This is a genomic window from Nitratidesulfovibrio sp. D1, assembly GCF_051133415.1.
Lineage (GTDB): Bacteria > Desulfobacterota > Desulfovibrionia > Desulfovibrionales > Desulfovibrionaceae > Cupidesulfovibrio.
Genome location: NZ_JBPGNZ010000005.1, coordinates 250,596 through 275,949, shown reverse-complemented (window position 1 = coordinate 275,949; position 25,354 = coordinate 250,596). Strand labels below are relative to the sequence as shown.

The following is a 25,354-nucleotide window of genomic DNA, read 5'->3' as shown; positions in this document are numbered from 1 at the left end:
TCCGCGTCCCCCGCATGGTCCGAAAAGGCGGGGAAAGTGCGCCCGCGCGCATTGTCAAATAGTTCCCGACGACTTAAAAAGGAGAAATCGTCCGCACGACGGACGTTCACTTCCGCACGGAGGCCAGACTTGAACCAGTTTTCGCGCAATCTGATTCTCTGGGCGATCATCTCGTTGCTGATGGTCGTCCTGTTCAACATGTTCAATCAGCCACAGGGGACGCAGGCGCGTCTTACCTATACGGAATTCCTGCAGAAGGTCGAGCGCGGCGAAGTGCTGCGCGTGACCATCCAGGGCCAGAAGCTGACGGGCGAAAGCTCCGAGGGCAAGGCGTTCCAGACCTATGCCCCGCATGATCCCGAACTGGTTTCGCGCCTCATCTCCCAGAAGGTCGAGGTGAAGGCGGAACCGCAGGAAGAAGCCCCCTGGTACATGACCCTGCTGGTTTCCTGGTTCCCCATGCTGCTGCTGATCGGCGTGTGGATATTCTTCATGCGCCAGATGCAGGGCGGCGGGGGCAAGGCCATGTCGTTCGGGCGCTCGCGCGCCCGCATGATCACGCCGGAATCGGCCCGCGTCACCTTCGAGGACGTGGCGGGCGTGGACGAGGCCAAGGAAGAACTGAGCGAAGTGGTGGAATTCCTGTCCAACCCGCGCAAGTTCACCCGCCTTGGCGGGCGCATTCCCAAGGGCGTGCTGCTGGTGGGCCCCCCCGGCACCGGCAAGACCCTGCTGGCCCGGGCCGTGGCGGGCGAGGCGGGCGTGCCGTTCTTTTCCATTTCCGGCTCCGACTTCGTGGAAATGTTCGTGGGCGTGGGCGCATCCCGCGTGCGCGACCTGTTCATGCAGGGCAAGAAGAACGCCCCCTGTCTCATCTTCATCGACGAAATCGACGCCGTGGGCCGCCAGCGTGGCGCGGGCCTTGGCGGTGGCCACGACGAGCGCGAACAGACCCTGAACCAGCTGCTGGTCGAGATGGACGGCTTCGAATCCAACGAGGGCGTCATCCTCATCGCCGCCACCAACCGCCCCGACGTGCTGGACCCGGCCCTGCTGCGGCCCGGCCGCTTCGACCGGCAGGTGGTGGTGCCCACCCCCGACGTGCGCGGCCGCAGGCGCATCCTTGAAGTGCACACCCGCCGCACCCCGCTGGCCACGGGCGTGGAGCTCGACATCATCGCCAAGGGCACGCCCGGCTTCTCGGGCGCGGACCTCGAGAACCTGGTCAACGAGGCCGCCCTGCAAGCCGCCAAGGTGGGCAAGGACACGGTGGACATGGGCGACTTCGAGTACGCCAAGGACAAGGTGCTGATGGGCAAGGAGCGCCGCAGCCTGATCCTGAGCGACGAGGAAAAGCGCATCACCGCCTACCACGAGGCGGGCCACGCCCTGGCCGCCAAGCTGCTGCCCGGCTCCGACCCGGTGCACAAGGTGACCATCATCCCGCGCGGCCGCGCCCTCGGCGTGACCATGCAATTGCCGGAAGGCGACCGCCACGGCTACTCGCGCTCGTTCCTGCTGAACAACCTGGCGCTGCTGCTGGGCGGCCGCGTGGCCGAAGAGGTGGTGTTCAACGACATCACCACCGGCGCGGGCAACGACATCGAGCGCGCCACCAAGATGGCCCGCAAGATGGTCTGCGAATGGGGCATGAGCGACGCCATCGGCCCGCTGAACATCGGCGAGCAGGGCGAAGAGGTGTTCATCGGCCGCGAATGGGCGCATTCCCGCAATTTCAGCGAGGAAACCGCCCGCCTGGTGGACGCCGAGGTCAAGCGCATCATTGATGAGGCGCGGCAGCGCTGCCGCGCCCTGCTCGAAGAGAACATCGACTCGCTGCACGCCATCGCGGGCGCGCTGCTGGAACGCGAAACCATCAGCGGCGACGACATCGACATCCTGATGCGCGGCGAACCGCTGCCGCCGGAAAAGCCCAACAACCGCCCAGGGACCGCCCGCGCGGGGGAGCAGCCCGCGTCCGGCAGAAGCGGCATGGCGTCTTCAACCGCCGCCGCGCAGGCCGGTCCCGCACAGGCGGCCCCGACGGCCGCTGACACCGACGCCGCCGGACGCGACGAGTTCACGCTGGAGGCCGACGACACCTCCGAACGCGGCGGCGACGACTCCAACGGCGGGGCGGGGCATCGATGACGACGGCGTGCGGCCACGCGCCACAGGCCATCTGGACCGTAAGGGGGGGAAGGGCGGTGACGCCCGCCCCCCCTCATCCCTTTGTGGTGTTCGGCATCGTCAACGTCACGCCCGACTCGTTCCATGACGGCGGCCGTTACGTCACCCACGAGGCGGCGGTGGCCCACGGCCTGCGCTTGGCGGCAGAGGGCGCACACGTGCTGGACATAGGCGGCGAATCGTCACGGCCCTATGCCGACCCGGTGCCCCTGGAAGAGGAACTGGCGCGGGTACTGCCCGTGGTGCGCGGCATCCGCGACGGCTACGCGAGCCATACAGCCGCCCAGCCTGTCCAGCCCAGCCTGTCCGGTCAGACCGCCCAGCCCCCCCGCATGGCCGGGGGCGCGCCGCTGCTTTCCGTCGATACCTACAAGGCGGGCACGGCGGCGGCGGTGCTGGACGAGGGCGTGGACATCATCAACGACATTTCCGCCTGCGCCTTCGACCCCGGCCTGCTCGACGTGGTGGCCCACTACAAGCCCGGCTACGTGCTGATGCACAGTCCGGGCCGGCCGGAAACCATGCAGGACGCCCCGGCCTACGCCAGCGTGGTGGATTCGCTGCTGGACTTCTTTCACGAAAAGATGGATGTGCTCGTGCGCGCCGGGTTGCCGGAGTCGCGCATCCTGCTCGACCCCGGCATAGGATTCGGCAAGCTGACGGAACACAATTTCGAGATACTGCGCCATATCGAACGGCTCCACTCGCTGGGCCGCCCCGTGCTGATGGGGCTTTCCAACAAGTCGCTGTTCGGCGGGCTGCTGGACCTCGGGCACGGGCAGCGGGCGGGCGCCACCCAGGTGGCCACGGCGCTGCTGGCCGCGCGCGGCGTGCTCTGCCACCGCGTGCACGACGTGGCGGAAACCCTGCGCACCCTACGCCTCACCCAAGCCATGGCCCCCGCGCCACGGACGGAGAACTGATGCTGGGCCTGGAGAACGTCACCGCCAACTGGCGCGACCTTCTGGACATCGCGCTGGTCACCGCGCTGTTCTACCGCATCATCGTCATGGTCAAGGACACGCGCGCCGTGTCGGCCATCTACGGGCTGCTGCTGCTGGTGGTCACCTACTTCGTGTCGCGCGAACTCGGGCTGTACACGCTGGGGTGGCTGCTGGAGAGCTTCTTCGGTTCGTTGTTCCTGGTGATCATCGTGCTGTTCCAGCGCGACATCCGCCAGGCCCTCACCGACATGGGGGCGCGCAGTTTCTTCCGCAAGAAGACCACCGCCGACGACACCCTGAACGAGATCATCGGCGCCGCGCTGTACCTTGCCCAGCGCAAGATCGGCGCGCTCATCGTCATCGAGCGCAACGTGGCCCTGGGCGACATGATCGAACGCGGGGTGAAGCTGGGGGCCGCGCTCTCGCGCGAGTTGCTCATCACCATCTTCTTTCCCAAGACCCCCCTGCACGACGGCGCGGTGATCATCCGCAAGGGCGAGGTGGCGGCGGCCGCGTGCATCCTGCCCCTGGCCACCGTGGACCGGCAGGACTTCGGCACCCGGCACCGCGCGGCCCTCGGCATCACCGAGGAAAGCGACGCCGTGGCCGTGGTGGTCTCCGAAGAGCGCGGGGCCGTCACCGTGGCCGTGGGCGGCAAGCTGACCACCAGCCTCGACGCCACGCGCCTGAAGCGCGTGCTCAAGAACATCCTGGAGAAGTAGCGGTGCGTTCCAACTGGCAGTACGCCGTCATGGCCTTCGTCATGGCCGTCACCCTGTGGTACATGGTCACCGGGCGCGAACGGGTGGAAGTGGTGGGCGAGGTGCGGCTGGAATTCAAGGGCATTCCCCAGAACCTCGTGGTGCGCGAAGGGCTGGTCAACAAGGTCGGCGTGCGCGTGCGCGGCCCCAAGGGGCTGGTGCGCGTCATGAACGCCCGCGACATGAGCTACGCCATCGACCTCAGCGGGCTGAAGCGCGGCACCAACATCGTGCCTCTGACGGCCGAAAAGCTGCCCGAGGCGCGGGCCTTCGAGGTGGTGGAAATCACCCCCTCGCGGCTGACGCTGGAGGTGGACGCCATCATCGAGAAGGACGTGCCCGTGGCCGTGGACCTCAACGGCACCATGCCCGTGGACCTGCGCATCGACAAGACCGAGGTCAGGCCCGCCAGGGTGCATCTGCGCGGGCCGGAATCGCTGGTGTCGCGCATCGACAAGGTGAAGGTGGCGGTGGCTGCCCCGGCCCTGGACCAGGCGGGCACGGTGGACGTGCAGGCCACCCCGACCCTGCCCGAGGCCACGGAGTCGATACCCCCCACCGTGTCCGTGCAGTTCGTCACGGCCCTGCGCATCAAGGAAACCACCCTCAAGCGCGAGGTGGAAGTGCAGGCGCCGCACGGGCTGCGGGCCCAGGTCGCGCCGCGCGCGGTCACCCTGCTGCTGGAGATGCCGGCCTCCGTGGCCGCCGACGCGGAGGCGTTGCGCTCCATCCGGGTGTACGCCGAAGTGCCGGAGGGCGTCGGCCCCGGACAGGAGAAGCTGCCGGTGCGGGTGGACCTGCCGGACAGGGTGCGGCTGAAGGACATCTCGCCCGACATGGTGAACGTGACCTTCCGCAAGTAGCCGTTGAGCGGGGCGCGCCGCGCCCTTTCCGCGCACCGTCCCCCGCCCGTCCCCCGCCTGTCCGCAGTCCGTCCGCAGTCCGCGCGGACCATTGAACAACCCCTGCAAATGCTGTACTGAGGCGCACCGGCGGCGCTGCCGCCAACGCAACAATCCAGAGAGGATCCGCTGATGGGCAAACGCCTGTTCGGTACCGACGGCCTGCGCGGCCAGGTGAACATCTATCCCATGACCGCCGACGTGGCCCTGCGTCTGGGCCTTGCGGCGGGCACCCACTTCCGCAACGGCCAGCGCCGCCACCGGGTGGTCATCGGCAAGGACACGCGCCTTTCCGGCTACGTGTTCGAATCGGCCCTGACGGCGGGGCTGTGCGCCGCGGGCATGGACGTGTACCTGGTGGGGCCGCTGCCCACGCCCGCCATCGCCTTTCTTACCCGCAACATGCGGGCGGACCTTGGCGTGGTCATCTCTGCCTCGCACAACCCGTTCATGGACAACGGCATCAAGTTCTTTGACAAGGACGGCTTCAAGCTGCCCGACGAGACGGAGAACAAGATCACCGACATGGTGCTGGACCCCGGCTGGCAGTGGGACTACCCCGCGCCGGAACGCGTGGGCCGCGCCGCCAAGATCGAGGACTCGCCCGGCCGGTACATCGTCTACCTGAAGAACAGCTTTCCCGCGCACCTCACCCTGGACGGCATGCGCGTGGTGCTCGACTGCGCCAACGGCGCCAACTACAAGGTGGCCCCGCTGGCGCTGGAAGAACTGGGCGCCGAGGTCATCAAGATCGGCACCGAGCCCAACGGCCTGAACATCAACCACCAGTGCGGCTCGCTGTATCCCGGCGTGGCCGCGGGCAAGGTGCTGGAAACCCGCGCCGACGTGGGCCTGGCCCTGGACGGCGACGCCGACCGGCTCATCGTGGTGGACGAGAGGGGCACCGTGCTCGACGGCGACCAGATCATGGCCCTGTGCGCGGAAGACATGCTGCGGCGCGGGGTGCTGCGCAACAACACCCTTGTGGCCACGGTCATGAGCAACATGGCGCTGGAGGTGTTCATGAAGGAGCGCGGCTGCAAGCTGCTGCGCACCCCGGTGGGCGACCGCTACGTGGTCGAGGCCATGCGCCGCGAGGGCGCCAACCTTGGCGGCGAACAGTCCGGCCACCTCATTTTCATGGACCACGGCACCACCGGCGACGGCCTGATGGCCGCCCTGCAGATATTGCGCATCATGCGCGAGCGCGACCGGCCCCTGTCCGAACTGGCGGGCCAGTTGCAGCTTTTCCCGCAGGAGCTTATCAATGTTCATGTGGAGCGGAAGATTCCCTTCGAACAGTGCCAGCCCGTGCTCGACGCGGTGGCCAGGGTCGAGGCGGAACTGGGCGACAGGGGCCGCGTGCTGCTGCGCTACTCGGGCACCGAAGCCGTCTGCCGCGTGATGGTGGAGGGCGAGGATTCCGAACAGGTGCGGCGTCTGGCCGGGTTGCTGGCCGAGGCGGTGCAGAAGCACCTGCGCTAGGCCTGGCAGCCTCCGCCACCTCCGCCACCTCCGCAGCCTCCGCAGCCGGGCCTTTTCCCGTTGGCTGGCCAGCCCGCGCCGCACTCGCCTTTGCGAAGGCCGACACGACGACACATTCCAAAGGAGGACCCCATGAACATCCGCAAGGTCGTCATTCCCGTCGCCGGCTGGGGTACCCGTTCGCTTCCCGCCACCAAGAACATTCCCAAGGAAATGCTGCCGGTCTACAACAAGCCGGTGGTGCAGTACGTGGTGGAAGAGGCCATCCGTTCGGGCATCGGCGACGTGGTCTTCGTCACCAACCGCGACAAGAAGATCATCGAGGACCACTTTGACTACAACCTGCAACTGGAAGGCGTGCTGGAGCGCGCCGGAAAGACCGAAATGCTGCGGCAGGTGCGCGAGGTGGCCGAGATGGTCAACATCATCTCCATCCGCCAGAAGCAGCAACTGGGCCTTGGCCACGCGGTGCTGTGCGCCCGCGACGTGGTGCGCGACGAATCCTTCGCCGTCATGGTGGGCGACGACCTGATGTTCGGCATGACGCCGGGCATCAAGCAGCTCATCGACGTGGCCGCGTCGGAACGTCTGCCGGTCATCGGGGTGATGGAGGTGCCCGCCGACAAGGTGAACCGCTACGGCATCATCTCCGGCGAGGAATTTGCCCCCGGCATCTTCAAGGTGGGCAAGCTGGTGGAAAAGCCCAAGCTGGGCGAGGCGCCCTCGCGCCTGGCCATCGTGGGCCGCTACGTGCTCACCCCGGACATCTTCCGCTGCCTGGAGCAGGTCAAGCCGGGCCACGGCGGCGAAATCCAGCTTACCGACGCCTTGCAGATGCTGGCCGACGAGCGGGGCCTGCTGGCCGTGAAGATTCGCGGCATGCGCTTCGACGCGGGCGACTGGGCGGAATACCTTACCGCCAACATCTATTTCGCCCTGCAGGACGAAGAACTGCGCGACGAACTGGTACGCCAGCTCAAGCCGCTGCTGCCGTACAGCGGCACGTAGTCCCCGGACGGCATTCCGGAATGTCGTGAACAAAGGCCGGGGGGAGGAGTTCCCGCCCCCCGGTTTTCTTCTTGTGCCTTCCCCCTCTTCATCACCCCTTGCGCCATGCCCACCAACGCCGCCCAGCCGCTTCGCGCCGTAGCGCTGCTCAGTCCGCCGTACGCCACGCTGACGTACGCCGTGCCGCCGTGGCTGCCGCCGCAGGCGTGGCGGCGCGGCACCCGCGTGGCGGTGCCGCTGGGCAACGGCGCGGTGCGCGTGGGCGTGCTGCTGGACGACGAGGCGCACGCGGCGGCAAACGGGGGCGCGGACGGGCGGGCGCTGCCGGAAGGGGTGGTGCCCCGGCCCATGCTGTGGCCGCTGGAGCGCGAACCGCTGCTGGATTCCGGGTACCTGGACATGGTGCGGCAACTGGCGCTGCGCCAGGCGGCGAGCGAGGGGCAGATTCTGGGCAACTTCCTGCCCGTGGGCTTGCGCACCACGCAGGTGCGGCTGCGCTTCTTCGAGGACGGCCGGGCGCGCACCCTGCGGTTCCGCGATCTCGCGCCCCTGGCCAACAAGGACCCTTCGGCGCTGCACCGGCTGGGCCAGGCCTGGATGGATGGCCGGGGCGAGGTGCTCGACAGGGCCGAGGACGCCGCCGACGCGGAGTTGTGTTCCGTGACGGCGGACCCGCCGTGGCCGGTGCGGCCTTCCGCCGTGCGCCAGATGCAGTTGCTGGAATACCTGTGGGACAAGGGCTCGGCCAGCCGCCGCGCGGTGCTGCGCGACCTTGGCGCGGCGTCGGCCACGGCGCTGGAGGGATTGCTGAAGCGCGGGCTGGTCACGGTGACCCGGCGCGACGAGGCCGAATGCGCGTGCGACGAGGCAGCCGAGGGCGAAGGTCCGGCCTGCCTGTACGGCCCGCCTGACGTGGTCTCTGGCGCATCCTTCGAACTGAACGCGGACCAGAATACGGCCCTGAGGGACTTTCTGGCCGCGCTGGACGGCCCGCGCGCGGAACACCGCCTGCTGTACGGGGTGACCGGCAGCGGCAAGACGGCGGTGTACCTGGACCTTGCGCGGGAATGCCTGGCGCGGGGCCGCTCGGTGATGCTGCTGGCGCCGGAGGTGGCCCTGGCCTGCAAGCTGCGCCGCGATGTGGACGAACGTCTGCCCGGCGCGCCGTTGTTCTTCTTTCACGGCTACCAGAGCCCGGCCCGGCGCGAGCGTACCTTCCGCGATCTGGCGGCCCGGCGCGAGCCGTGCCTGATCGTGGGCACCCGCTCGGCCCTGTTCCTGCCCGCGCCCGGCCTTGGCGTGGTGGTGCTGGACGAGGAGCACGACACCTCGTTCAAGCAGGACGAAGGGCTGGCCTACCAGGCCAAGGAGGTGGCCTGGTTCCGGGTGGGGCAGGGCGCGGGGCTGCTGGTGCTGGGCTCGGCCACGCCGGATGTGAAGACCTTCCATGCCATGCGCGAGGGACGGCTGCCCATGGCGGCCCTGCCCGAGCGGGCCGGGGGCGGCACCCTGCCCGGGGTGGAACTGGTGGACATCAAGGATATTTCCTCCACCGATTCCGTGCTGGCCGCCCAGAGCGGCGCGGTCCTGCGCGAGACGGTGGAGCGCGGCGAGCAGGCGGTCATCCTGCTGAACCGGCGCGGCTACGCCCCGCTGATGTACTGCCTGGACTGCGGGGCCGTGGCCCGCTGCCCGCACTGCGACATCGGCCTTACCTACCACAAGGGGCGCGAGCGGCTGGTGTGCCACTACTGCGGCCATTCCGTGCCGTACCCGGCCACCTGCCCCAACTGCAAGTGCATGCACTACCTGCCCATGGGCGAGGGCACGGAAAAGCTGGAGGAAACCCTGGCGGCCCTGCTGCCCGCCGGTGGCAAGGTGCTGCGGCTGGACCGCGACTCCACCCGGCGGCCGGGGCGGATGGAGGAAATCCTGGGGGCCTTCGCCCGGCGCGAGGCGCAGGTGCTGGTGGGCACCCAGATGCTGTCCAAGGGGCACCACTTTCCGGACGTGACCTTGGCCGTGGTGGCCGACGGCGACCTTGGCCTGAACCTGCCGGACTACCGCGCGGCGGAGCGGACCTTCCAACTGCTCGTGCAGTCGGCCGGACGGGCCGGGCGCGGCGAGAAGCCGGGCCGGGTGCTCATCCAGACCCGCGATCCTTCCCACTACTGCTGGAACTTCGTGCGCACGGCCGACTACGAGGGGTTCTACGCCCACGAGATTGCCATCCGTCAGCGGCGCAGGTACCCTCCGTTCGTGCGGCTGGCGCTGGTGCGCATCAGCTATCCCATGGATTTCGCGGGCGGGGCCGAGGAATTGGCCCGTTTCGCCAACGCGGTGCGCGCCCAGGGGCGCGAGCGCGGGGTACAGGTGCTGGGGCCCGCCCCTTCGCCGCTGCCGCTGCTGCGCGGGCGCAAGCGCTTCCAGTGCCTGCTCAAGGCCGACGACTGGCCGAGCATCCGCTCGCTGTTCGGGGCGGCGGGGGCCGCGCCGGGCACCGGCCACCTGCGCATTTCGCTGGACCTTGACCCCGTCAACATGCTGTAACCCGCGCCAGCGCGCGGCCCTCAGGATACCGCCATGATCATCGTCGTGCGCAAGTGCAGCGACTGTCCCTTCTGCAGCCAGGGCGAACCCGCCCGCTGCAACCTGTCCACCCCCAAGCACCGCCCCCTGGACCCCGCGCAGGACCGTCCCTCGTGGTGTCCGCTGCGGCGCGAGCAGGCCATCGTGCGCGAGGCGTCGTAGGGGGGAGCGCGCGGACTGGCGGCGCACCGGAGGGCGGATGCGCATTCCGGCGTTGCACGAGGTGCCGCGTCCGGCTAAGATGTATGCGAAGGCCGCTCGTCCTGACGGCGGCCGGCCATTCCACCAGGTACACCGGGCGGGGGAAGCATCGGGGCACACGGGGTAGCTATGAGCAATGCCGACATCCTCATCCTAGTGGTGGATGACGAAGAGATGGTGCGCGAGAACCTCGAGGCGTACCTCGAGGACGAAGGGTTCCGGGTGGTCACGGCGGGCAGCGGCGAAGACGCGCTGGATCTGCTGGAGCGCCATCGGCCCGACGTGGGCATCATCGACATGCGACTGCCGGGAATGAGCGGCAACGATTTCATCATCCGCGCCCATCAGGTGCTGCCTCCGTTGCGCTATCTCATCCACACCGGCTCGACCAACTACAAGCTGCCGCCGGAACTCATCGCCATCGGCGTGGAACGCGCCGACATCTACATCAAGCCGCTCCAGAACATGGACGATCTGGTGCAGGGCATCTTCCGCCGCCTTTCCGCACCGGAGCGTGCATGAACCGCCTTGGCCGACGTCCTGCCCCGTGCCCGCCCGCCCACGCGGCGGCCGGTTCCGGCCGCGCGGTGGCGCGAGGGGGACGCCATGCCTGAGCGCAAAGCCCCCGCCCTCTCTGCTCCTCCTGTCCCCCCAGCGCCCCCCAAGGTGGTCGTCATCGACGACGACACGGTGGTGCGGCGCAGCATCACCGCCTATCTCGAAGACCTGGGATACGACGTGCACGAGGGCACCGACGGCCGCACCGGCCTTGATCTGGTGCGCGCGGTGCAGCCGGACGCCGTGCTGGTGGACCTGCGCATGCCCGGCATCGACGGGCTCGACGTGCTGCGCGAACTGACGGCCGAGCGGCCGGACATGCCCACCATCGTGGTGTCCGGCACAGGGGTCATGCAGGACGCCATAGAGGCGGTGCGCCGCGGCGCGTGGGATTTCATCCTCAAGCCCATCATGGATCTGGACGTGCTGGGCCACCGGGTGCGCCTGGCCATCGAGCAGGGGCGGCTGCGCGCCGAAAACCGCCGCTACAACGAGCGGTTGGCCGAAGAGGTGGCCCTGCGCACCCGCGAACTAGAGCAGGCCCGGGTGGAGGCGGAATCGGCCAACCGGGCCAAGACCCAATTTCTCGCCAACATCAGCCACGAACTGCGCACCCCGCTCAACGGCATCATCGGGCTTACCGAACTGCTGCTGGCCGCCGGACCCGCCGGCGAGCAGGAGGAATGCCTGGGCATGGTGCGCCAGGCCGGGCTGGACCTGCTGGCCATCGTCAACAACCTGCTGGACATGTCCAGCATCGAGGCTGGGCGCATCGCCCTCAACGAGGCCCCGTTCAACCTGCGCGAAACCGTGGGCGACCTGGTCCGCGTGCTGGACGTGCAGGCCCGCTGGAAGAACCTGACCCTGGCCTGCGACGTGTCCCCCGAGGTGCCCGACCGGCTGGTGGGCGACGCCGCCCGGCTGCGCCAGGTGCTGACCAACCTGGTCATCAACGGCATCAAGTACACCGAGGTGGGCGGGGTTTCCCTGTCCGTGGAACTGGACGCCGGCCGGCAGGACGCGCCCGCGGCCGGCGCTGGCGTCCGTTCCGGGCACCCGGCGGGCTCGGTGACGCTGCGCGTCACCGTGGAGGACACCGGGGTGGGCATCGCGCCCGAAAAGTGGGAACGCATCTTCGAGCCGTTCACCCTGGCCGAGAATTTCCTGACCAAGAAGTACGGTGGCGCCGGGCTTGGCCTTGCCATCTCGCGCGAGATAGCGCGGATGATGGGGGGCGACATCGCGGTACGCAGCCAGGAGGGCGCGGGCAGCACCTTCGTGCTGACCATGCGCTTCGCCGTGGGTGAATCGGCCGCTCCCCGCCCGCGCGACGCCAGCCTGCCGGTGATCCGTGGCGTGAACCGGCGGCTGCGCATCATGGTGGCCGAGGACGACGTGATCAACCGCAAGCTGGCGGTCTATTTCTTCGAGCGCATGGGCCACGACGTCATCACCGTGTCCAGCGGCATCGAAGTGCTGGCCGGGCTGGAGCGCGAACCCTGCGACCTCTTGCTGATGGACATCCAGATGCCCGAGATGGACGGGCTGGAGACGGTGCGGGCGTTGCGTGGCCGCAGGGGCGGCCAGGTCCGGGTGCCGGTCATCGCCATGACCGCCCATGCCATGGCCGGGGACCGGGAGCGGTTCCTGGCCGAGGGCATGGACGGCTATGTCTCTAAGCCCGTGGATTTCGGCTGTCTGGTGGCCGAGATAGAGGACGTGCTGGGCGCGCGGGGCCTGCTGGACACACCGCTGGACGGGCCGGAATAACGGAACACCGCCGTCACGCATGACGTGTGCAGGGTGCACGCGTGCCGGGGGCGCGGGGAACGGACGACGGGTCCGGGCTCCGCGCCCCTGGTGCGTTTGGCGCGTGGCGGGCGCGGCAGGATGCGGCGTGGGCCAGGGCGTGCAGCGCCGCCGTGTCCGGCGCGAGCGCCACTTCCGCCGTGTTTCCGAGGTGTTTCCGAATGGTTGCAAATCGTTGACGAATCGTATAGCTAAAACCGATTGTGCTTAAGGGGTGCCGTGCCCCGGTTCGTGCGTTCGGCCGCTGGCCGAGAGGGAACGCGCGGGGGAACGGCAATCGTCATTCTGCCTGAAAACGTCGGAACGTTCCGTGTGTTCTCCCTTGGACGGGTTGCCGCGCCGGGGGACTCTCTTCGCGCGTGTGCATCGTTTGGCGGCAGGCATACAAAACATCTAGGGGAGATCCATGAAGCGACTGAAATCGTTGGCTGTGTCATGTCTGCTGGTGTGCACCGCCCTGGCGGGCACCGCGCAGGCCGAGGGCTTTGCCCTGTACGAATGGGGCGCGCGCGGCAACGCGCTGGGCGGCACCATGATGGCCCGCAAGCCCGATGCCTCGGCCGTGGCCTACAACCCGGCCCTGATGACCCAGCTGGAAGGCACCCAGGTGATGGCTGGCGTCAGCGCCATCATCCCCAGTGCCAAGGTGGACGTGAACTACGGCGGCCGGACCTACACCGGCGAAGGCGCCGACAACGTGTGGACGCCCCCGCACGGCTACCTGACCACCCAGCTCAAGGACAACCTGTGGCTGGGCATGGGCATCTACACCCGCTTCGGCCTGGGCACGGAATACGACGACAAGAACTGGGCCGGCCGCTACAACATCTACAACGCCGAAATCCAGACCATCTCCTACAATCCCAACATCGCGTTCAAGCTCACCGACAAGCTGTCCGCCGCCGTGGGCGTCGAGTTCATGACCTTGAAGCTGAACATGGACAAGAAGAGTTACGGCCCGGACCCCACGAATCCGAACCCTGCCTCTTCCGGCCTGGACGTCGATTCGAACCTTGAGGCCGACAGCTACGGCTGGGGCCTTACCGCCGGTCTGCACTATCAGTTCAACGACCAGTGGGCCGCCGGCGTAAGCTACAAGAGCCAAGTGGAACAGGACGCTGAGGGCACCAACTCCTTCTCCTTCGATCCGCTTATCGCCAGCAACCCCACACTGCGCGCCATTTACGCCGACTGCGACGTGAAGGGCTCCGTGACCCTGCCCGACATGATCGCCTTCGGTGTGTCCTACACCCCCATCCCCGAATTGAGCATCGAAGTGGGCGCGTTGCTGACCCGTTGGTCGCTGTACGACAACCTGCCCATCTATCATGAACCGCCCTTCTATGCAGGCGCGGGCAGGCTCGTGAACCAGGAGAAGGATTGGCGCGACGCGTGGCGCTACAGCATCGGTGTGGAATATGCGGCCACCCCGTGGATGGACCTGCGCGCCGGCTTCATCTACGACGAATCCCCGGCCCGCAGCGGCAAGATCGACTACCTGATCCCCACCGACGACCGCCAGTTGTACAGCGTGGGCACCGGCTTCCACTGGGACAGCTACACCGTGGACCTGTCCTATACCTACATCGTGGCTTCCGACGCGGAATACGACAACCAGGGCGGCGGCATCTACGAGGGTTCCTCGCGCGACGGCCGCACCCACGTGTTCGGCCTTTCGCTGGGCTACCAGTTCTAGTCCCGGCCTTTCCTCGCATGCATGGGGCCGCTCCTCCGGGGGCGGCCCTTTTGCGTTTCCGGGTGTGGGGGCAGGGTAGCGCGCGGCAAGGCGAGGAGGGCCGGAGGCCCGCTGGTGGAGACGTCCCGATCATGGTGGGCAGGCGAGGTGAGGGCTGCGGGGGGGAGGGCACGGCGGGCCATGGGACCGTACAGGAAATCCCGCCAATGCGCTTGGCCGGTGTAGCGCCGGGACCGTTGCGCCCCCATCCGTGGCCTTCCGGCGTGCTTTCCGGTGCCGCATCCACGGTGCCGTCCCGAGCTTGGGGTTCGCTCACTCGAGGGCATGCAAAAGGGCCCGCACCATCCGGCGCGGGCCCTTGCAATCAGGCAGGGTGAAGGCAGGGGGCTAGAAGGTGCCCGCTTCCTTCTTCACGTCGAGGGCGATCTTCCACAGCACGGAAAGCACCATCAGGCCGATGGCATAGATGCCCACGGTGACGATGATTTCCGGGAAGGTGGGCGCGTACTCGGTCACCGTCTCGAAGGGGTTGGGGGTGAAGCCGCCGATCAGCAGGCCCAGGCCCTTGTCGATCCAGCTGGCGATGACCAGGATGCCCAGCGCCCACGGCAGCACGCGCTCGTTGTCGCGGATCTGCGGGGGAATGAGCAGGCACAGCGACAGGATGGCCAGCACGGCGGCCGTCCACATCCAGCCCACCACCCACGAGGCGTGGCCGTCGTGGCCCACGAACAGGAAGGTGAGCGGGTGCTGGTGACCCGGCATGCCGCTGTAGAAGGCCGTGAACACTTCCAGCAGGAAGAAGAACACGTTGATGGCCATGGCGTAGGTGATGATCTTGGTCAGGGTCTGGATGGCTTCGCGGCCCGGATCGAACCCGGTCAGGCGGCGCAGCGCGATGACCAGCAGCAGCAGGATGGCCGGACCGGAGGCGAAGGCCGAGGACAGGAAGCGGGCGGCCATGATGGCCGTCAGCCAGTAGTGGCGGCCGGGCAGGCCCGCGTACAGGAAGGCCGTGACGGTGTGGATGGAGAACGCCCACACCACCGACAGGTAGATGAAGAACTTGATCCACTTGGGCGGGTCGACGTCGTGGCGCTCGGCTTCAAGGGTGACCCAGCCGACCAGCGCGTTGATGAACAGGTACCCCATCAGCACCATCATGTCGTAGAACATGATGGAGTTCGGCGTGGGGTGCAGGATGACGTTCAGCATGCGCTGCGGCTGCCCCATGTCGGTGACGATGAAGAGCATGCACATCAGCACGGCCGAGATCGCCATGAACTCGCCGAGGATGATCATCTTCTTGAATTTCTTGTAGTGGTGGAAGTAGGCGGGCAGCACCAGCATCACGGCCGAGGCCGCCACGCCGACGAAGTAGGTGAACTGCGAGATGTACAGCCCCCACGAAACGTCGCGGCTCATGCCGGTGATGGTCAGCCCGTATTTCAACTGGAAGATGTACGCGAAGACGCCCAGGCTCGCGATGCCGCCAAGGAAGAGCAGCCAGATGTAGAACGCCGGGGAGCCTTTCAGAACCTTCTCGATCATGGCTTCTCCTCCTACACGATGTAGTAGACGCCGGGCTGGGTCCCGATGGAGGGCTTGCGGCGAATGCTGAAGTTCTCGGCAAGGGCCTTGCGCACCGGCGAGTTCGGGTCGTCGAGGTCGCCGAACAGGATGGCCCCGTTCGAGGCTTCGACGCAGGCGGGTTGCAGGCCCACCTCAAGCCGCTCCGAGCAGAAGGTGCATTTTTCCACCACGCCGCGCATGCGGGTGGGGAACGCGGGGTTCACGTCCTTCAGGTAGGGGCGCGGATCGCCGAAGTTGAAGCTGCGCGCGCCGTACGGACACCCGGCCATGCAGAAGCGGCAGCCGATGCAGCGGTGGTAGTCCATGACCACGATGCCGTCGGCGCGCTTGAAGGTGGCCTTGGTGGGGCACACGCGCACGCAGGGCGGGTTCTCGCAGTGGTTGCAGAGCAGCAGGTAGTCCTTTTCGCGCACGGCGGGGGACAGGTGCTGGCTCATGTCGTCGGTGAACACCCGGTCGTACTTGTCGGTCCAGATCCACTTGATTTCCTGCTTGTTGGGAATCGAGGGGACGTTGTGGACCGTGTGGCAGGCGTGGATGATGCGCTCGAAGTCCTCGCGCGATTCCAGCTTGCGGGTGTCGATGACCATGGCCCAGCGCTTGGCGGCCAGGTGCTTTTCGCCCACTTCGTATTTGGCGCCCGGCATGTCCTTGGCGACCGCGTCAGCCGCGTCCAGCGCGCTCGAGGTGCCAAGGCCGAAGGCGGCAAGCCCGGCGATCTTCAGGAATTGTCTTCTGGTGGTGCTCATTACTGGTTCCCCCTCGGCGCCACATGGCAATCCCAGCAGTAGGGGCTCACGCTGTTGGAGTTGTGGCACTTGTCGCAGAAATCGGCCTTGTTGGCGTGACACTTCATGCAGGTGTTCTGCAGGCTGATGTCCCAGACCTTGCCGTTGGAGGCGACATAGGCGCGCTTGCCTTCGCGCAGGGCCTGGTCGCGCCACACGTCGAGGATGTGCATGTGCTCGGCGCGCATGTATTCGGCCGGTTCGATGCATTCCTTCTGGTCTGCGGGCATGGCCAGCTGCGGACGCTCATACTTGGGCGTCAGCAGGTTGGACCAGAAGGGGAAGGTGAACAGCCCGACGAAGATCACGATGCCGGGGATGATGTATTTGCCGTTATACATGGTTATTCATCCTCCATACCGGGCAGTTCTTCCTGCCGCAGGTCCATGGTGCGCTTCTGTTCGCCGCGCATCACGAGGGCGTTGGCCACCAGCTCGTGGGTACCGTAGACCGTGACGCCGGGGGCCCAGTAGTTGGCCAGCGGGGGCAGGGTGGCCCGGTCGATGGCGCAGATGCAGGCCATGGTGTTCACGCCGTGCTTCTGCTGCACGTACCGCAGGGCATTGCCGCGGGGCAGGCCGCCGCGCATGCGGATTTCCATGATTTCGTCGGTGTTCAGGCCGGAACCGCCGCCGCAGCAGAAGGTCTGCTCGCGGATGGTGTTCTCGGGCATGTCCACGTAGTTGTTGCACACGTTCCTGAGCACGTAGCGGGGTTCCTCGAGCAGGCCCATGCCGCGCGCCGGGTTGCACGAGTCGTGGAAGGTCACGGTCAGGTGGTCGTTGCGGCTGGGGTCGAGGCGCAGCTTGTTGTGCTTGATCAGGTCGGCCGTGAACTCGGCGATGTGCACCATCTTGGTGGACGCCGCGTTCTTGAACACCGTGCCGGTGATGGGCGACTTGGGCACTTCCATCTTGGGCGGGGTGGGGCCGTTGAAGGTGTCCATGTACTGGTGCACCACGCGCCACATGTGGCCGCATTCGCCGCCGAGGATCCACTTGGAGCCCAGGCGCTCGGCTTCGGCGTACATCTTGGCGTTCAGCTTCTTCGCCATGTCGAAGGTGGTGAACGAGCCGAAGTTGCCGCCTTCCGAGGCGTAGGTGGACAGGGTGTAGTCCAGCCCGATTTCGTGGAACAGCATCAGGTAGCCCATGAACGTGTAGATGCCGGGGTCGGCGAACACGTCGCCCGAGGGCGTGATGAACACGATCTCGTGGCCCTTTTCGTTGAAGGGCGGGTTGATCTTGATGCCGGTCACCGTTTCGATGTCCTCGCAGAGGAACTCGACGATTTCCTTGAAGGCGTGCGGCTGGATGCCCAGGTGGTTGCCGGTGCGGTTGCAGTTGAACACCGGCTCCATGATCCAGTGGATGCCAAGGCCCAGCTCGTGCAGCAGTTCGCGCGCGATGGCGGTAATTTCCGCCGTGTCGATGCCGTAGGGGCAGAACAGCGAGCAGCGGCGGCATTCGGTGCACTGGTAGAAGTAGTAGAACCACTCCTTGATGACGTCCTTGTCCAGCTTGCGGGCGCCGGCCAGCTTGCCCAGCAGCTTGCCCGCCGTGGTGAAGTCGCGGCGGTACACCGAGCGCAGCAGCTCGGCGCGCAGCACGGGCATGTTCTTGGGGTCGCCCGTGCCGATGAAGAAGTGACACTTGTCGGCGCAGGCGCCGCAGCGCACGCAGATGTCCATGAAGACCTTGAGCGAGCGGTGCTTGGCCAAGCGCTCCTTGAGGCCCTCGTAGATGATCTCTTCCCAGTTCTCCGGCAGGTTCCAGTCTTCCTGGTCGGCCGACCACTCGTGCGGGTTCGGCATGCCGAGGGCCCGCATGTTTTCGACCTTGGCCGGATAGCACCACGTGCCGGGCTTGAAGTCCGGCTTGGTGTCCATCCACCCTTCCATGGGGAAGGCGGGGATGGTCGCGATCAGCTTGTCGGGAGTTGGCAGTTTGGACATGTCGGCTCCTTACTCGGCGGCAGCGGCTTCTTCAGAGGTTTTGTCGACAGGCAGCCCCGCCTCTTCCATCAGTTCCCGGAACTCGTCCTCGTATTCCGCGTAGGTGCGGTACTTCTTGGGCGGGTTCCAGGGGTTCACGTGGCGCACCGCGCGCGTGTTGTTGGGCAGGTTGCGCGTGGGGCTGAGGAAGACGCCCCCCATGTGCATCAGCTTGCTGAACGGGAAGTACGCAAGCAGGCACGAGAGCAGGAAGATGTGGATGAAGAACGCCGCGCCGATGCCTTCGGGCAGCACGGGATTCATGGTCACGAGGCCCATGGTCAACACCTTGACCGCGGCGATGTCCACCTTGGCGAAGTAGCGCATCCAGATGCCGCTGCCCACGAGGCCCAGCAGCAGGAACAGCGGGAAGTAGTCGTTGGCCAGCGAGATGTAGCGGATCTTCTCGCTGAACAGGCGGCGGGCCAGCAGGAAGCCCAGGGCGGCCACCACCAGCACGTCGGACATGAACATGCGGGGCACGCCGATCTGCATGATGCCGTCAACGAATTCGATGGCCGTCAGGGCGAAGGGCACCGGCTCGAGGAAGAACCGGAAATGCCGGATGAAGATGAGCAGGAAACAGTAGTGGAACAGCAGCGCGAAAAGCCACAGCCACTTGGCCGAATAGTAGACCACGCGCGGGCCTTTCTGGATTTCGACCGAAGTGTTCCGGAAAAGCGACCGGAACAGCAGCACTTCGAGAAGCATGCGCCCCACGGTGCCGGCGGTGGTGAAGGGACTGTCGAGCCGGGCGGGCTTGATCCAGTCCAGCGACTTCTGCTGGCCGGCCGTGGTCGGGATGCGGAAGGGCACGGGCGACTTGGCCCAGTCCACGATCCGCCAGACGAAACCGCCGATGAACACGAGCACCGCGGCATACGGCAACACCACCCCGATAAGGTACTGGAAGCCTGAGGCCGCTCCCAGCCAGGCGATGCAACCCAGCGCAATGACCGCTAAAAGTGAAATGAACATTCCGTTACCTCGCTGCTAGGCTATCGGTTTCTGCGTGTCCGGTTCCCCTACCGGCTTGTCCAATATACGTTCAGCCCTGCGCAGGAGCTGGGCGTATCCACGTTTGAAGTCGTCCACCTTCATCATGTGCAGGCGTTCGCGGCAGGCGGCATACTTGCCGAAGGCCAGGAGCGCCACGGTGTCGATGCGCGATTCCACCTCCAACTGGGCGTCGTGCAGCCCGTGCTGCACGATGGCGGACCGCAACATCTGGCGGATCACCGTCTTCAGCACGAACAGCACGCCCACGGCCTGCTCGGGGGTGAAATTCTGGATGGCCCGGATGCGGATGACATCCTCTATGGCCTCGGAAAGGCGGGCGTCGTCCACGTCGTCGCCGGCCACGGCGTCGAAGATGACCACCGCGGAGGCCGCCGTGGTGTGCCCCACGGGATTGGAGAACTGGTCCCTGCTGCTGCGCAGGAACCCGACGGTATCAAACGGATAGGTGCCGTACATGGCGTCTATCCATTTGTGGATGATGGCGTCCTTGTGCTCGACGAGCAGATTCCGGATGGTCATGTGAACTCTTTGCCGTTGTGGTTGGCGGGCACGCCTCTGGCGGCGCACCCCCCTATACGGCGTTTTTTTCGCTTTGTCCAAGCGAAAAGGGGGGATGCGACGCCTCCCCGGGCAGACCCCGTGCACGGCGCGCGCGGGTGCGATGTCTGAAAAAATGATTTTTTTCACATAGTCTGAAACACCCGAAACGTCAACAAATCATGCAGCTTCTGATTGGCTGATCAATCTATATGCCGACCCGTGAGGAAAGGTGATGTCCAGCCCATGCGCCCGGCCTGTGGCGCGTGCCCGAGGCATGGAAAGGCCGAGGGCGGCGAAACCCCGCGTGAAGCCTAGTCGCAGGTGGCGTTGCTGGCGGGCGTCTGGGCGCACCCCGCGAAGTCGTTGCTCAGGAACGGCAGGGCGGAGTCCTGCCCGGCGCTTGGCCCGGCTCCCGGCCCAATTCCCGGACCGGCCGCGGGCTTGCCGCCCTGGCCCTGCACCGGGGAGGACGGTCCCTGCTGGGGGGCGGCGGGACGCGAGGCCGGGGACGGCGATGCGCCGTCCGCTGCGTGCCCGAAGGGCAGGCGGGGCATGCCCGACATGAGCATCACGGGCAGCCGGTCCGCGCCGGTGGACAGCACGCGGGCCTTGTTGCGCAGCAGCTTCCAGCGCAGGCGGGCCTGCTCGAACAGGGACATGGCAGGGGCGGGGGGCGTTTCCACCACCTTGCGCAGGGCCTCGGCCACGGGCGTGCCCTGTTCGACGTCACGCCGCATCTGTTCGATGGCCGGGATGTCGTCGTCGTTTTCGGCCACCGGGCGGTAGGCCACGGTGTCCGGGGCCGCGTTGGCCAGGGCGGCGATGGCCTGGCGGCAGGCCGGGCACGACGGAGAGAAGTACAGGGTGACGGGGGCGTTTTCCGGTCCCTGGAGGTTCCATGTCCCCATGCGTTCGGTGGCCAGGGCCGTTCCGTTGGCGAAGAACAGGCCGCCCCATGCCAGAAGCAGGATGGAGATGCGCTGCTGCCGGTCGCGGCGGGGTTCGGCAGGGATGGCCACGAAGGCGCCCGCGATGAGCGCGGCCACCACCAGGCAGGCCGCGCAGGGGGCGGTAAGGGCCATCAGGGCCAGCAGCGCCGTGTCCGCCGCCAGCATCAGCCAGACGAACCCGCGCGCGGCGCCCTGCTTGCCGAAGATGCAGAACAGGGCTAGGAGCGAGAACGCCCCGGTGCCGTACCACCACAGGGGCAGCCCCAATACCGTGAGGTTGCTGTACAACGAACAGCCGGTGCTGACGCAGAGCGACTCGGACGGGGCGATGGCGGCCCAGGCGCAGAACGCCGCGCCCAGCGCGGCGAGCAGAAAGCCGCCCCAGATGGGGGCGGAACGATTGGACGCGAGCATGTCTCGAATCTCCAGTGCGGGTCTTGCGGTAAGGCCAGCCCGAGGCGACGCGATAGTATGCGGTAAACAGGCACAGGTAAAGACCCGTCCCATGAGCCCCATGATTCCATTGAAGGACCTGATGCGGCGGTTCGCCGGTATCGGTTCGGGAGGGCCCGACGCCGGACCGGACGCCGTGCCCGATGCGGGGCACGACGCACTGGCCGATGCGCCATCGCCCGAAGTGGCCTGGCCCCCCCGGCACGACGTGCGCACCAGTCCGCGCGCCAGGCGGGTGCGGCTGCGCATCGTGCCCAGGCGCGGGCTGGAGGTGGTGGTGCCGCCCGGCTTCAGCGCCACGCGCATACCGGAAGTGCTGGAACGGCACCGGACGTGGATCGTGCGCGCCCTGCTGCGGGCCGGGCTGGCCGAGCCAGTGCCAGGTCCCGTGGGGGGGCAGGGCGATGCAATCACCCCCGGTGGAACTCCCGGCGGCGGGGCGTTTCTCGGGCCGCACGGCATCCGCAGCGTGCCCGCAGAGGTGGTCCTGCCCGCCGTGCAGGCCCGTTATGCCGTGATCCGCGCGCCCCTTGCGCCAGGCATGCGCCCGGAACTGCGCGAGGTGGACGCCGCCCTGCGCCTGCGCGTGCCCGACGGCGGAGCGGGCGACGGCGTGGCCGTGGACCTGCTGCGCGACTGGCTGCGCGCGGTGGCCCGGCGGCGGCTGGCCCCGTGGCTGCACGGGCTGGCCGTGCAGCACGGCTTCCTCTACCAGCGCTGCGTGGTGCGCATGCAGCAGACCCGCTGGGGCAGCTGTTCCGCGCGGGGCACCATCAGCTGCAACGCCAGCCTGCTGTTCCTGCCGCGCGACCTGGCCCGCCACGTGCTGCTGCACGAGCTTTGCCACACCGTGCATCTGGACCATTCCCCCCGTTTCCATGATCTGCTGGCCAGGGTGGACCCCGATGCCGCCCTATGGCGCGAAGGGTTGCGTTCGGGCTGGTCGCATGTGCCGTGGTGGGCCCGCTAGGGGCCACGGCATTCCGCTTTCGCCCGCATGAATGAAACATGGCCGCCCCGGGGTTCTTCCGGCGCGGCCATGCTGCTTTTGCGGAAACATGCACTCGGACTGTTTTCCGATATCTCCCCGCCGGCATCCGCAAAAAAGGGAGGCGCCTTGCGGCGCCTCCCCGATGTAGCGAGCGTTGAAGCGGCCGGGGCCTACTTCATCACGGAGCCGGAAGCGGCCTGCTGCATCTTGACCTCGACCTTTTCGGTCAGGCCTTCGTAGTAGGCGCGCAGGATTTCCAGCACTTCGTCGCGGCCGAAGTGGTCGGCCACGGGGGCGCCGTCGGACAGGGCCTTGCGCAGCTTGGTGCCGGACAGGATGACGCGGTCTTCCTTGCCGTGCGGGCAGGTGCGCAGGGAAGCCATGCCGTCGCACTTGTAGCAGTAGAAGGTCCAGTCGATCTTCAGCGGGGTGCAGATCAGGGCCTTGCCGGGCTCGGGGCAGGCTTCGTTGACGTAGGGGATCTTGTCGAAGATGGTCTGGGCTTCGAACATGCCGTAGAAGTCGCCCACGCCGGCGTGGTCACGGCCGATGATCATGCGGTTGATGCCGTAGTTCTGGCGGAAGGTGGCGTGCAGCAGACCTTCGCGGGGACCGGCGTAGCGCATGTCCAGCGGGTAGCCGGCCTGGATGACGTTCTGCTTCACGAAGTACTTTTCGACCAGGGTGTCGATGCACTTCACGCGCACTTCGGCGGGGATGTCGCCGGGCTTCAGGGTGCCCACCAGGGAGTGGATGACCACGCCGTCGCACACTTCGATGGCGATCTTGGCCAGGAATTCGTGCGAACGGTGCATGGGGTTGCGCAGCTGCAGGGCGGCCACGTTGGCCCAGCCGCGTTCTTCCATTTCGGCGCGCAGTTCGGCGGGGCGCTTGTACACGCCGGCGAACTTCACGGGGAAGTCACCTTCGGACAGCACCTTGACGGGGCCGGCGACGTTGAATTCCTTCTGTTCCATGACCATCTTCACGCCGGGGTGGTCTTCGAGCGCCACTTCCCAGAACTTCTGGGAGTCGGGGCCGTCGCCCTTGAAGACGAGTTCGCATTCCCACTTCTTGTCGGCTTCGGTCATTTCGTAGAGTTCTTCGATCTTCATGGTGGCGAAGGTTTCGCCCTTGCGCACCAGGGCCACTTCGTCACCCGCCTTGATGGCGGCGGCGTCTTCCTTGGAGATGTCGAGGGTCACCGGAACGGGCCAGAAGGTGCCGTCGGCGGTGGTCATCTTTTCGCACACGCTCTTCCAGTCGGCCTTCTTCATGAAGCCGTTCAGCGGAGAGAAGCCGCCGATGCCCATCATGATGAGGTCGCCCTTGGCGCGCGAGCTGATTTCGATCTGCTTCAGGCCGGCGGCCTTCTTGAGTTCGGCTTCGCGGGCGGCACCTTCGAGCAGGCAGCAGACGAGGCCCTTACCACCATGAGGGGGAACCAGCTTGGACATACCTTCCATCCTCCAAATGAATGAATGTGTTGTTGCCATGGCGCGCCGCTTCGGGGGCGGCGCCGAACGAAAAAAGCTGTTCTCGTGAGAGAAGCGGGCGGAAGCGGCGGTGCATTCGGGAGTGCATGTCGCCGTTCACGAATCCCTCTTGTGAAATATTTTACATAATGTCAAGCGGCAAATGGTGGAAAAGCGTCAGGTCATTGCTTTTGCCCGGGCAGGTGCGCGACCCGGGCGGCGCGGGGAGCGGAAACGAAGGCGCCGGGGGCTGCCGCGGACCGTTGCGTCCATGTTGGAATGGCGCGCGGGGCGACCTGGTGCGCGAACGCGTGGCGTCGTGATGCGTGGGGGCGGGGCCATCGCCTGTGCGGGCGCATCCGCCGTGTATCCCCAGTTGCCGTGTGCCGGGCTTGCAGTCGGGTGAAATCGCAGCCGAAAAAGGGGGGGCGGGCGGCTGGCCGCCGAATGTGGCGAATGTCCACCATTTTGGTTGTGATAAAATGACCAAGGTCTGCGCGGTCGATGGAGCGTCCGGTTCCGTGCGCCGCGCGTGGCGGGCCCTGCGCTGGATGCGGGGCGTCGGATCGCCGGAATCCGGCCGTTCCGGGTGCATCCTACATATATGTTCACTCCACGGGGAGCGAGAGGGGACAAGGGGCGTGGGTGCCCGCCCCGCGCGAAGGGGCGGAAGGTGGGGGCATGCTTCCCGGCACTGCCTCGCACTGCTCGGCGCTGCCTGCGCCGAGGCGTGGCGCCCGGGGTTTTGCATGGAAAAAACTTGTCCATCGGTGGGAAAAGGAGTACAGAAATTGGGTTCAGGACCATGGTGGGCGATTTTGCGGGGATGCTTGGCTGCTGGAACCCCGCCCCACCGGAGCGCTTGCGGCGCGTCCGGTAGCCCGTGTGACCGTGCGTTCGGCGTGAACCTGCCCGGAGGTGATCGGGCGGGCTCCGTATCATGTTGCTTGACAACGGTCAGGCGCTGGGCTATGCCCATGCGCCTTTACCGATTGTTTCCGATCCACTTTCACGGAGGAGCAGAATGCCCACTATCAACCAGCTCATTCGCAAAGAGCGCAAGGCAGTGCTGAAGCGGAAGAAGACCCCCGCTCTCCAGGCCTGCCCGCAGCGCCGTGGCGTGTGCACCCGCGTGTACACCACCACCCCGAAGAAGCCCAACTCCGCCTTGCGTAAGGTTGCCCGCGTGCGCCTCACCAACGGTATCGAAGTTACCGCCTACATTCCCGGTGAAGGCCACAACCTGCAGGAACACTCGGTCGTCATGATCCGCGGCGGCCGCGTGAAAGACTTGCCCGGTGTCCGCTACCACATCGTGCGCGGCACCCTCGACACTGCCGGCGTGCAGGACCGTCGCCAGGGCCGTTCCAAGTACGGCGCCAAGCGTCCCAAATAGCAAGGGAGTATT

21 protein-coding genes are annotated in these 25,354 nt (G+C 66.8%); 13 read left to right on the top strand and 8 right to left on the bottom strand.

Annotated elements, in window-relative coordinates; all coding sequences use genetic code 11:
• The first annotated feature begins 129 nt into the window (after window positions 1-129).
• The 11 genes from ftsH to ACR4XJ_RS11895 all read left to right on the top strand — a co-directional run bounded on the left by ftsH (window position 130) and on the right by ACR4XJ_RS11895 (window position 14,143).
• Window positions 130-2,151 carry an ATP-dependent zinc metalloprotease FtsH gene (gene ftsH, locus ACR4XJ_RS11945; RefSeq protein WP_434755405.1) on the top strand — a complete coding sequence of 674 codons (2,022 nt, stop codon included), beginning with the start codon at window positions 130-132 and terminating at the stop codon, window positions 2,149-2,151.
• Window positions 2,148-3,113: a dihydropteroate synthase gene (folP, locus tag ACR4XJ_RS11940; RefSeq protein ID WP_434755404.1), complete on the top strand. Its 966-nt coding sequence runs from the start codon at window positions 2,148-2,150 to the stop codon at window positions 3,111-3,113. Before ftsH ends, folP begins: the two co-directional genes overlap by 4 nt.
• Window positions 3,113-3,856: a diadenylate cyclase CdaA gene (gene cdaA, locus ACR4XJ_RS11935; protein ID WP_007520992.1), complete on the top strand. Its 744-nt coding sequence runs from the start codon at window positions 3,113-3,115 to the stop codon at window positions 3,854-3,856. Before folP ends, cdaA begins: the two co-directional genes overlap by 1 nt.
• Before the next feature lie 2 nt (window positions 3,857-3,858).
• Window positions 3,859-4,758: a CdaR family protein gene (locus ACR4XJ_RS11930; protein WP_434755403.1), complete on the top strand. Its 900-nt coding sequence runs from the start codon at window positions 3,859-3,861 to the stop codon at window positions 4,756-4,758.
• A gap of 171 nt (window positions 4,759-4,929) precedes the next feature.
• Window positions 4,930-6,282 carry a phosphoglucosamine mutase gene (gene glmM, locus ACR4XJ_RS11925; RefSeq protein WP_434755402.1) on the top strand — a complete coding sequence of 451 codons (1,353 nt, stop codon included), beginning with the start codon at window positions 4,930-4,932 and terminating at the stop codon, window positions 6,280-6,282.
• A 132-nt stretch (window positions 6,283-6,414) separates the two neighbouring features.
• On the top strand, window positions 6,415-7,290 hold the full coding sequence (galU, locus tag ACR4XJ_RS11920; protein WP_434755401.1) for a UTP--glucose-1-phosphate uridylyltransferase GalU: 876 nt from the start codon (window positions 6,415-6,417) through the stop codon (window positions 7,288-7,290).
• Window positions 7,291-7,395: 105 nt separating this feature from the next.
• Window positions 7,396-9,840 carry a replication restart helicase PriA gene (gene priA / locus ACR4XJ_RS11915; RefSeq protein WP_434755400.1) on the top strand — a complete coding sequence of 815 codons (2,445 nt, stop codon included), beginning with the start codon at window positions 7,396-7,398 and terminating at the stop codon, window positions 9,838-9,840.
• Between the two features lie 33 nt (window positions 9,841-9,873).
• Window positions 9,874-10,041: a hypothetical protein gene (locus ACR4XJ_RS11910; protein ID WP_007520997.1), complete on the top strand. Its 168-nt coding sequence runs from the start codon at window positions 9,874-9,876 to the stop codon at window positions 10,039-10,041.
• Window positions 10,042-10,209: 168 nt separating this feature from the next.
• Window positions 10,210-10,602 (top strand): response regulator, encoded by a 393-nt coding sequence (locus ACR4XJ_RS11905; RefSeq protein WP_434755399.1) that lies wholly within the window; start codon window positions 10,210-10,212, stop codon window positions 10,600-10,602.
• 84 nt (window positions 10,603-10,686) lie between these two features.
• Complete coding sequence (locus tag ACR4XJ_RS11900) at window positions 10,687-12,408, top strand: response regulator (protein ID WP_434755398.1); 1,722 nt, start codon at window positions 10,687-10,689, stop codon at window positions 12,406-12,408.
• Window positions 12,409-12,853: 445 nt separating this feature from the next.
• Window positions 12,854-14,143, top strand: a complete 1,290-nt coding sequence (locus ACR4XJ_RS11895) for an OmpP1/FadL family transporter (RefSeq protein WP_434755397.1) — start codon at window positions 12,854-12,856, stop codon at window positions 14,141-14,143.
• 387 nt (window positions 14,144-14,530) lie between these two features.
• Here ACR4XJ_RS11895 and dsrP read toward each other — a convergent pair whose 3' ends face one another.
• The 7 genes from dsrP to ACR4XJ_RS11860 all read right to left on the bottom strand — a co-directional run bounded on the left by dsrP (window position 14,531) and on the right by ACR4XJ_RS11860 (window position 21,441).
• Window positions 14,531-15,694: a sulfate reduction electron transfer complex DsrMKJOP subunit DsrP gene (gene dsrP / locus ACR4XJ_RS11890; RefSeq protein WP_333506917.1), complete on the bottom strand. Its 1,164-nt coding sequence runs from the start codon at window positions 15,692-15,694 to the stop codon at window positions 14,531-14,533.
• Window positions 15,695-15,705: 11 nt separating this feature from the next.
• Window positions 15,706-16,485 carry a sulfate reduction electron transfer complex DsrMKJOP subunit DsrO gene (dsrO, locus tag ACR4XJ_RS11885; RefSeq protein WP_434755396.1) on the bottom strand — a complete coding sequence of 260 codons (780 nt, stop codon included), beginning with the start codon at window positions 16,483-16,485 and terminating at the stop codon, window positions 15,706-15,708.
• The gene (gene dsrJ / locus ACR4XJ_RS11880; protein ID WP_012611237.1) at window positions 16,485-16,865 is read right to left on the bottom strand and encodes a sulfate reduction electron transfer complex DsrMKJOP subunit DsrJ; all 381 of its coding nucleotides are present in this window, start codon (window positions 16,863-16,865) and stop codon (window positions 16,485-16,487) included. The genes dsrO and dsrJ overlap by 1 nt, the downstream gene beginning before the upstream one ends.
• Before the next feature lie 2 nt (window positions 16,866-16,867).
• The gene (gene dsrK / locus ACR4XJ_RS11875; protein ID WP_434755395.1) at window positions 16,868-18,478 is read right to left on the bottom strand and encodes a sulfate reduction electron transfer complex DsrMKJOP subunit DsrK; all 1,611 of its coding nucleotides are present in this window, start codon (window positions 18,476-18,478) and stop codon (window positions 16,868-16,870) included.
• 9 nt (window positions 18,479-18,487) lie between these two features.
• Window positions 18,488-19,495: a sulfate reduction electron transfer complex DsrMKJOP subunit DsrM gene (gene dsrM, locus ACR4XJ_RS11870; RefSeq protein WP_434755394.1), complete on the bottom strand. Its 1,008-nt coding sequence runs from the start codon at window positions 19,493-19,495 to the stop codon at window positions 18,488-18,490.
• Between the two features lie 15 nt (window positions 19,496-19,510).
• Window positions 19,511-20,056, bottom strand: coding sequence for an RsbRD N-terminal domain-containing protein (locus ACR4XJ_RS11865; RefSeq protein ID WP_434755393.1), 546 nt, complete (start codon window positions 20,054-20,056; stop codon window positions 19,511-19,513).
• 332 nt (window positions 20,057-20,388) lie between these two features.
• Window positions 20,389-21,441, bottom strand: a complete 1,053-nt coding sequence (locus tag ACR4XJ_RS11860) for a hypothetical protein (RefSeq protein ID WP_434755392.1) — start codon at window positions 21,439-21,441, stop codon at window positions 20,389-20,391.
• 91 nt (window positions 21,442-21,532) lie between these two features.
• On the opposite strand from ACR4XJ_RS11860, the gene ACR4XJ_RS11855 reads away from it, so the two are divergent.
• On the top strand, window positions 21,533-22,450 hold the full coding sequence (locus tag ACR4XJ_RS11855) for a M48 family metallopeptidase (protein WP_434755391.1): 918 nt from the start codon (window positions 21,533-21,535) through the stop codon (window positions 22,448-22,450).
• 191 nt (window positions 22,451-22,641) lie between these two features.
• Here ACR4XJ_RS11855 and sat read toward each other — a convergent pair whose 3' ends face one another.
• Window positions 22,642-23,928 carry a sulfate adenylyltransferase gene (sat, locus tag ACR4XJ_RS11850; protein ID WP_333506909.1) on the bottom strand — a complete coding sequence of 429 codons (1,287 nt, stop codon included), beginning with the start codon at window positions 23,926-23,928 and terminating at the stop codon, window positions 22,642-22,644.
• Between the two features lie 1,042 nt (window positions 23,929-24,970).
• Between sat and rpsL the strand changes: the two genes are divergently transcribed.
• A complete protein-coding gene (rpsL, locus tag ACR4XJ_RS11845) occupies window positions 24,971-25,342 on the top strand; it encodes a 30S ribosomal protein S12 (RefSeq protein ID WP_007521010.1) in 372 nt (123 codons plus the stop codon).
• Window positions 25,343-25,354 lie beyond the last annotated feature (12 nt).

Excerpts from the sequence above, each read along its gene's own strand:
- dsrO (WP_434755396.1), bottom strand. The coding sequence starts at position 16,485 with ATGAGCACCACCAGAAGACAATTCCTGAAGATCGCCGGGCTTGCCGCC.
- glmM (WP_434755402.1), top strand. The coding sequence starts at position 4,930 with ATGGGCAAACGCCTGTTCGGTACCGACGGCCTGCGCGGCCAGGTGAAC.
- cdaA (WP_007520992.1), top strand. The coding sequence starts at position 3,113 with ATGCTGGGCCTGGAGAACGTCACCGCCAACTGGCGCGACCTTCTGGAC.
- folP (WP_434755404.1), top strand. The coding sequence starts at position 2,148 with ATGACGACGGCGTGCGGCCACGCGCCACAGGCCATCTGGACCGTAAGG.
- priA (WP_434755400.1), top strand. The coding sequence starts at position 7,396 with ATGCCCACCAACGCCGCCCAGCCGCTTCGCGCCGTAGCGCTGCTCAGT.
- sat (WP_333506909.1), bottom strand. The coding sequence starts at position 23,928 with ATGTCCAAGCTGGTTCCCCCTCATGGTGGTAAGGGCCTCGTCTGCTGC.
- ACR4XJ_RS11895 (WP_434755397.1), top strand. The coding sequence starts at position 12,854 with ATGAAGCGACTGAAATCGTTGGCTGTGTCATGTCTGCTGGTGTGCACC.
- ACR4XJ_RS11855 (WP_434755391.1), top strand. The coding sequence starts at position 21,533 with ATGAGCCCCATGATTCCATTGAAGGACCTGATGCGGCGGTTCGCCGGT.
- ACR4XJ_RS11860 (WP_434755392.1), bottom strand. The coding sequence starts at position 21,441 with ATGCTCGCGTCCAATCGTTCCGCCCCCATCTGGGGCGGCTTTCTGCTC.
- ACR4XJ_RS11910 (WP_007520997.1), top strand. The coding sequence starts at position 9,874 with ATGATCATCGTCGTGCGCAAGTGCAGCGACTGTCCCTTCTGCAGCCAG.
- dsrJ (WP_012611237.1), bottom strand. The coding sequence starts at position 16,865 with ATGTATAACGGCAAATACATCATCCCCGGCATCGTGATCTTCGTCGGG.
- ACR4XJ_RS11900 (WP_434755398.1), top strand. The coding sequence starts at position 10,687 with ATGCCTGAGCGCAAAGCCCCCGCCCTCTCTGCTCCTCCTGTCCCCCCA.
- dsrK (WP_434755395.1), bottom strand. The coding sequence starts at position 18,478 with ATGTCCAAACTGCCAACTCCCGACAAGCTGATCGCGACCATCCCCGCC.
- ACR4XJ_RS11905 (WP_434755399.1), top strand. The coding sequence starts at position 10,210 with ATGAGCAATGCCGACATCCTCATCCTAGTGGTGGATGACGAAGAGATG.
- ACR4XJ_RS11865 (WP_434755393.1), bottom strand. The coding sequence starts at position 20,056 with ATGACCATCCGGAATCTGCTCGTCGAGCACAAGGACGCCATCATCCAC.
- galU (WP_434755401.1), top strand. The coding sequence starts at position 6,415 with ATGAACATCCGCAAGGTCGTCATTCCCGTCGCCGGCTGGGGTACCCGT.
- dsrM (WP_434755394.1), bottom strand. The coding sequence starts at position 19,495 with ATGTTCATTTCACTTTTAGCGGTCATTGCGCTGGGTTGCATCGCCTGG.
- rpsL (WP_007521010.1), top strand. The coding sequence starts at position 24,971 with ATGCCCACTATCAACCAGCTCATTCGCAAAGAGCGCAAGGCAGTGCTG.
- dsrP (WP_333506917.1), bottom strand. The coding sequence starts at position 15,694 with ATGATCGAGAAGGTTCTGAAAGGCTCCCCGGCGTTCTACATCTGGCTG.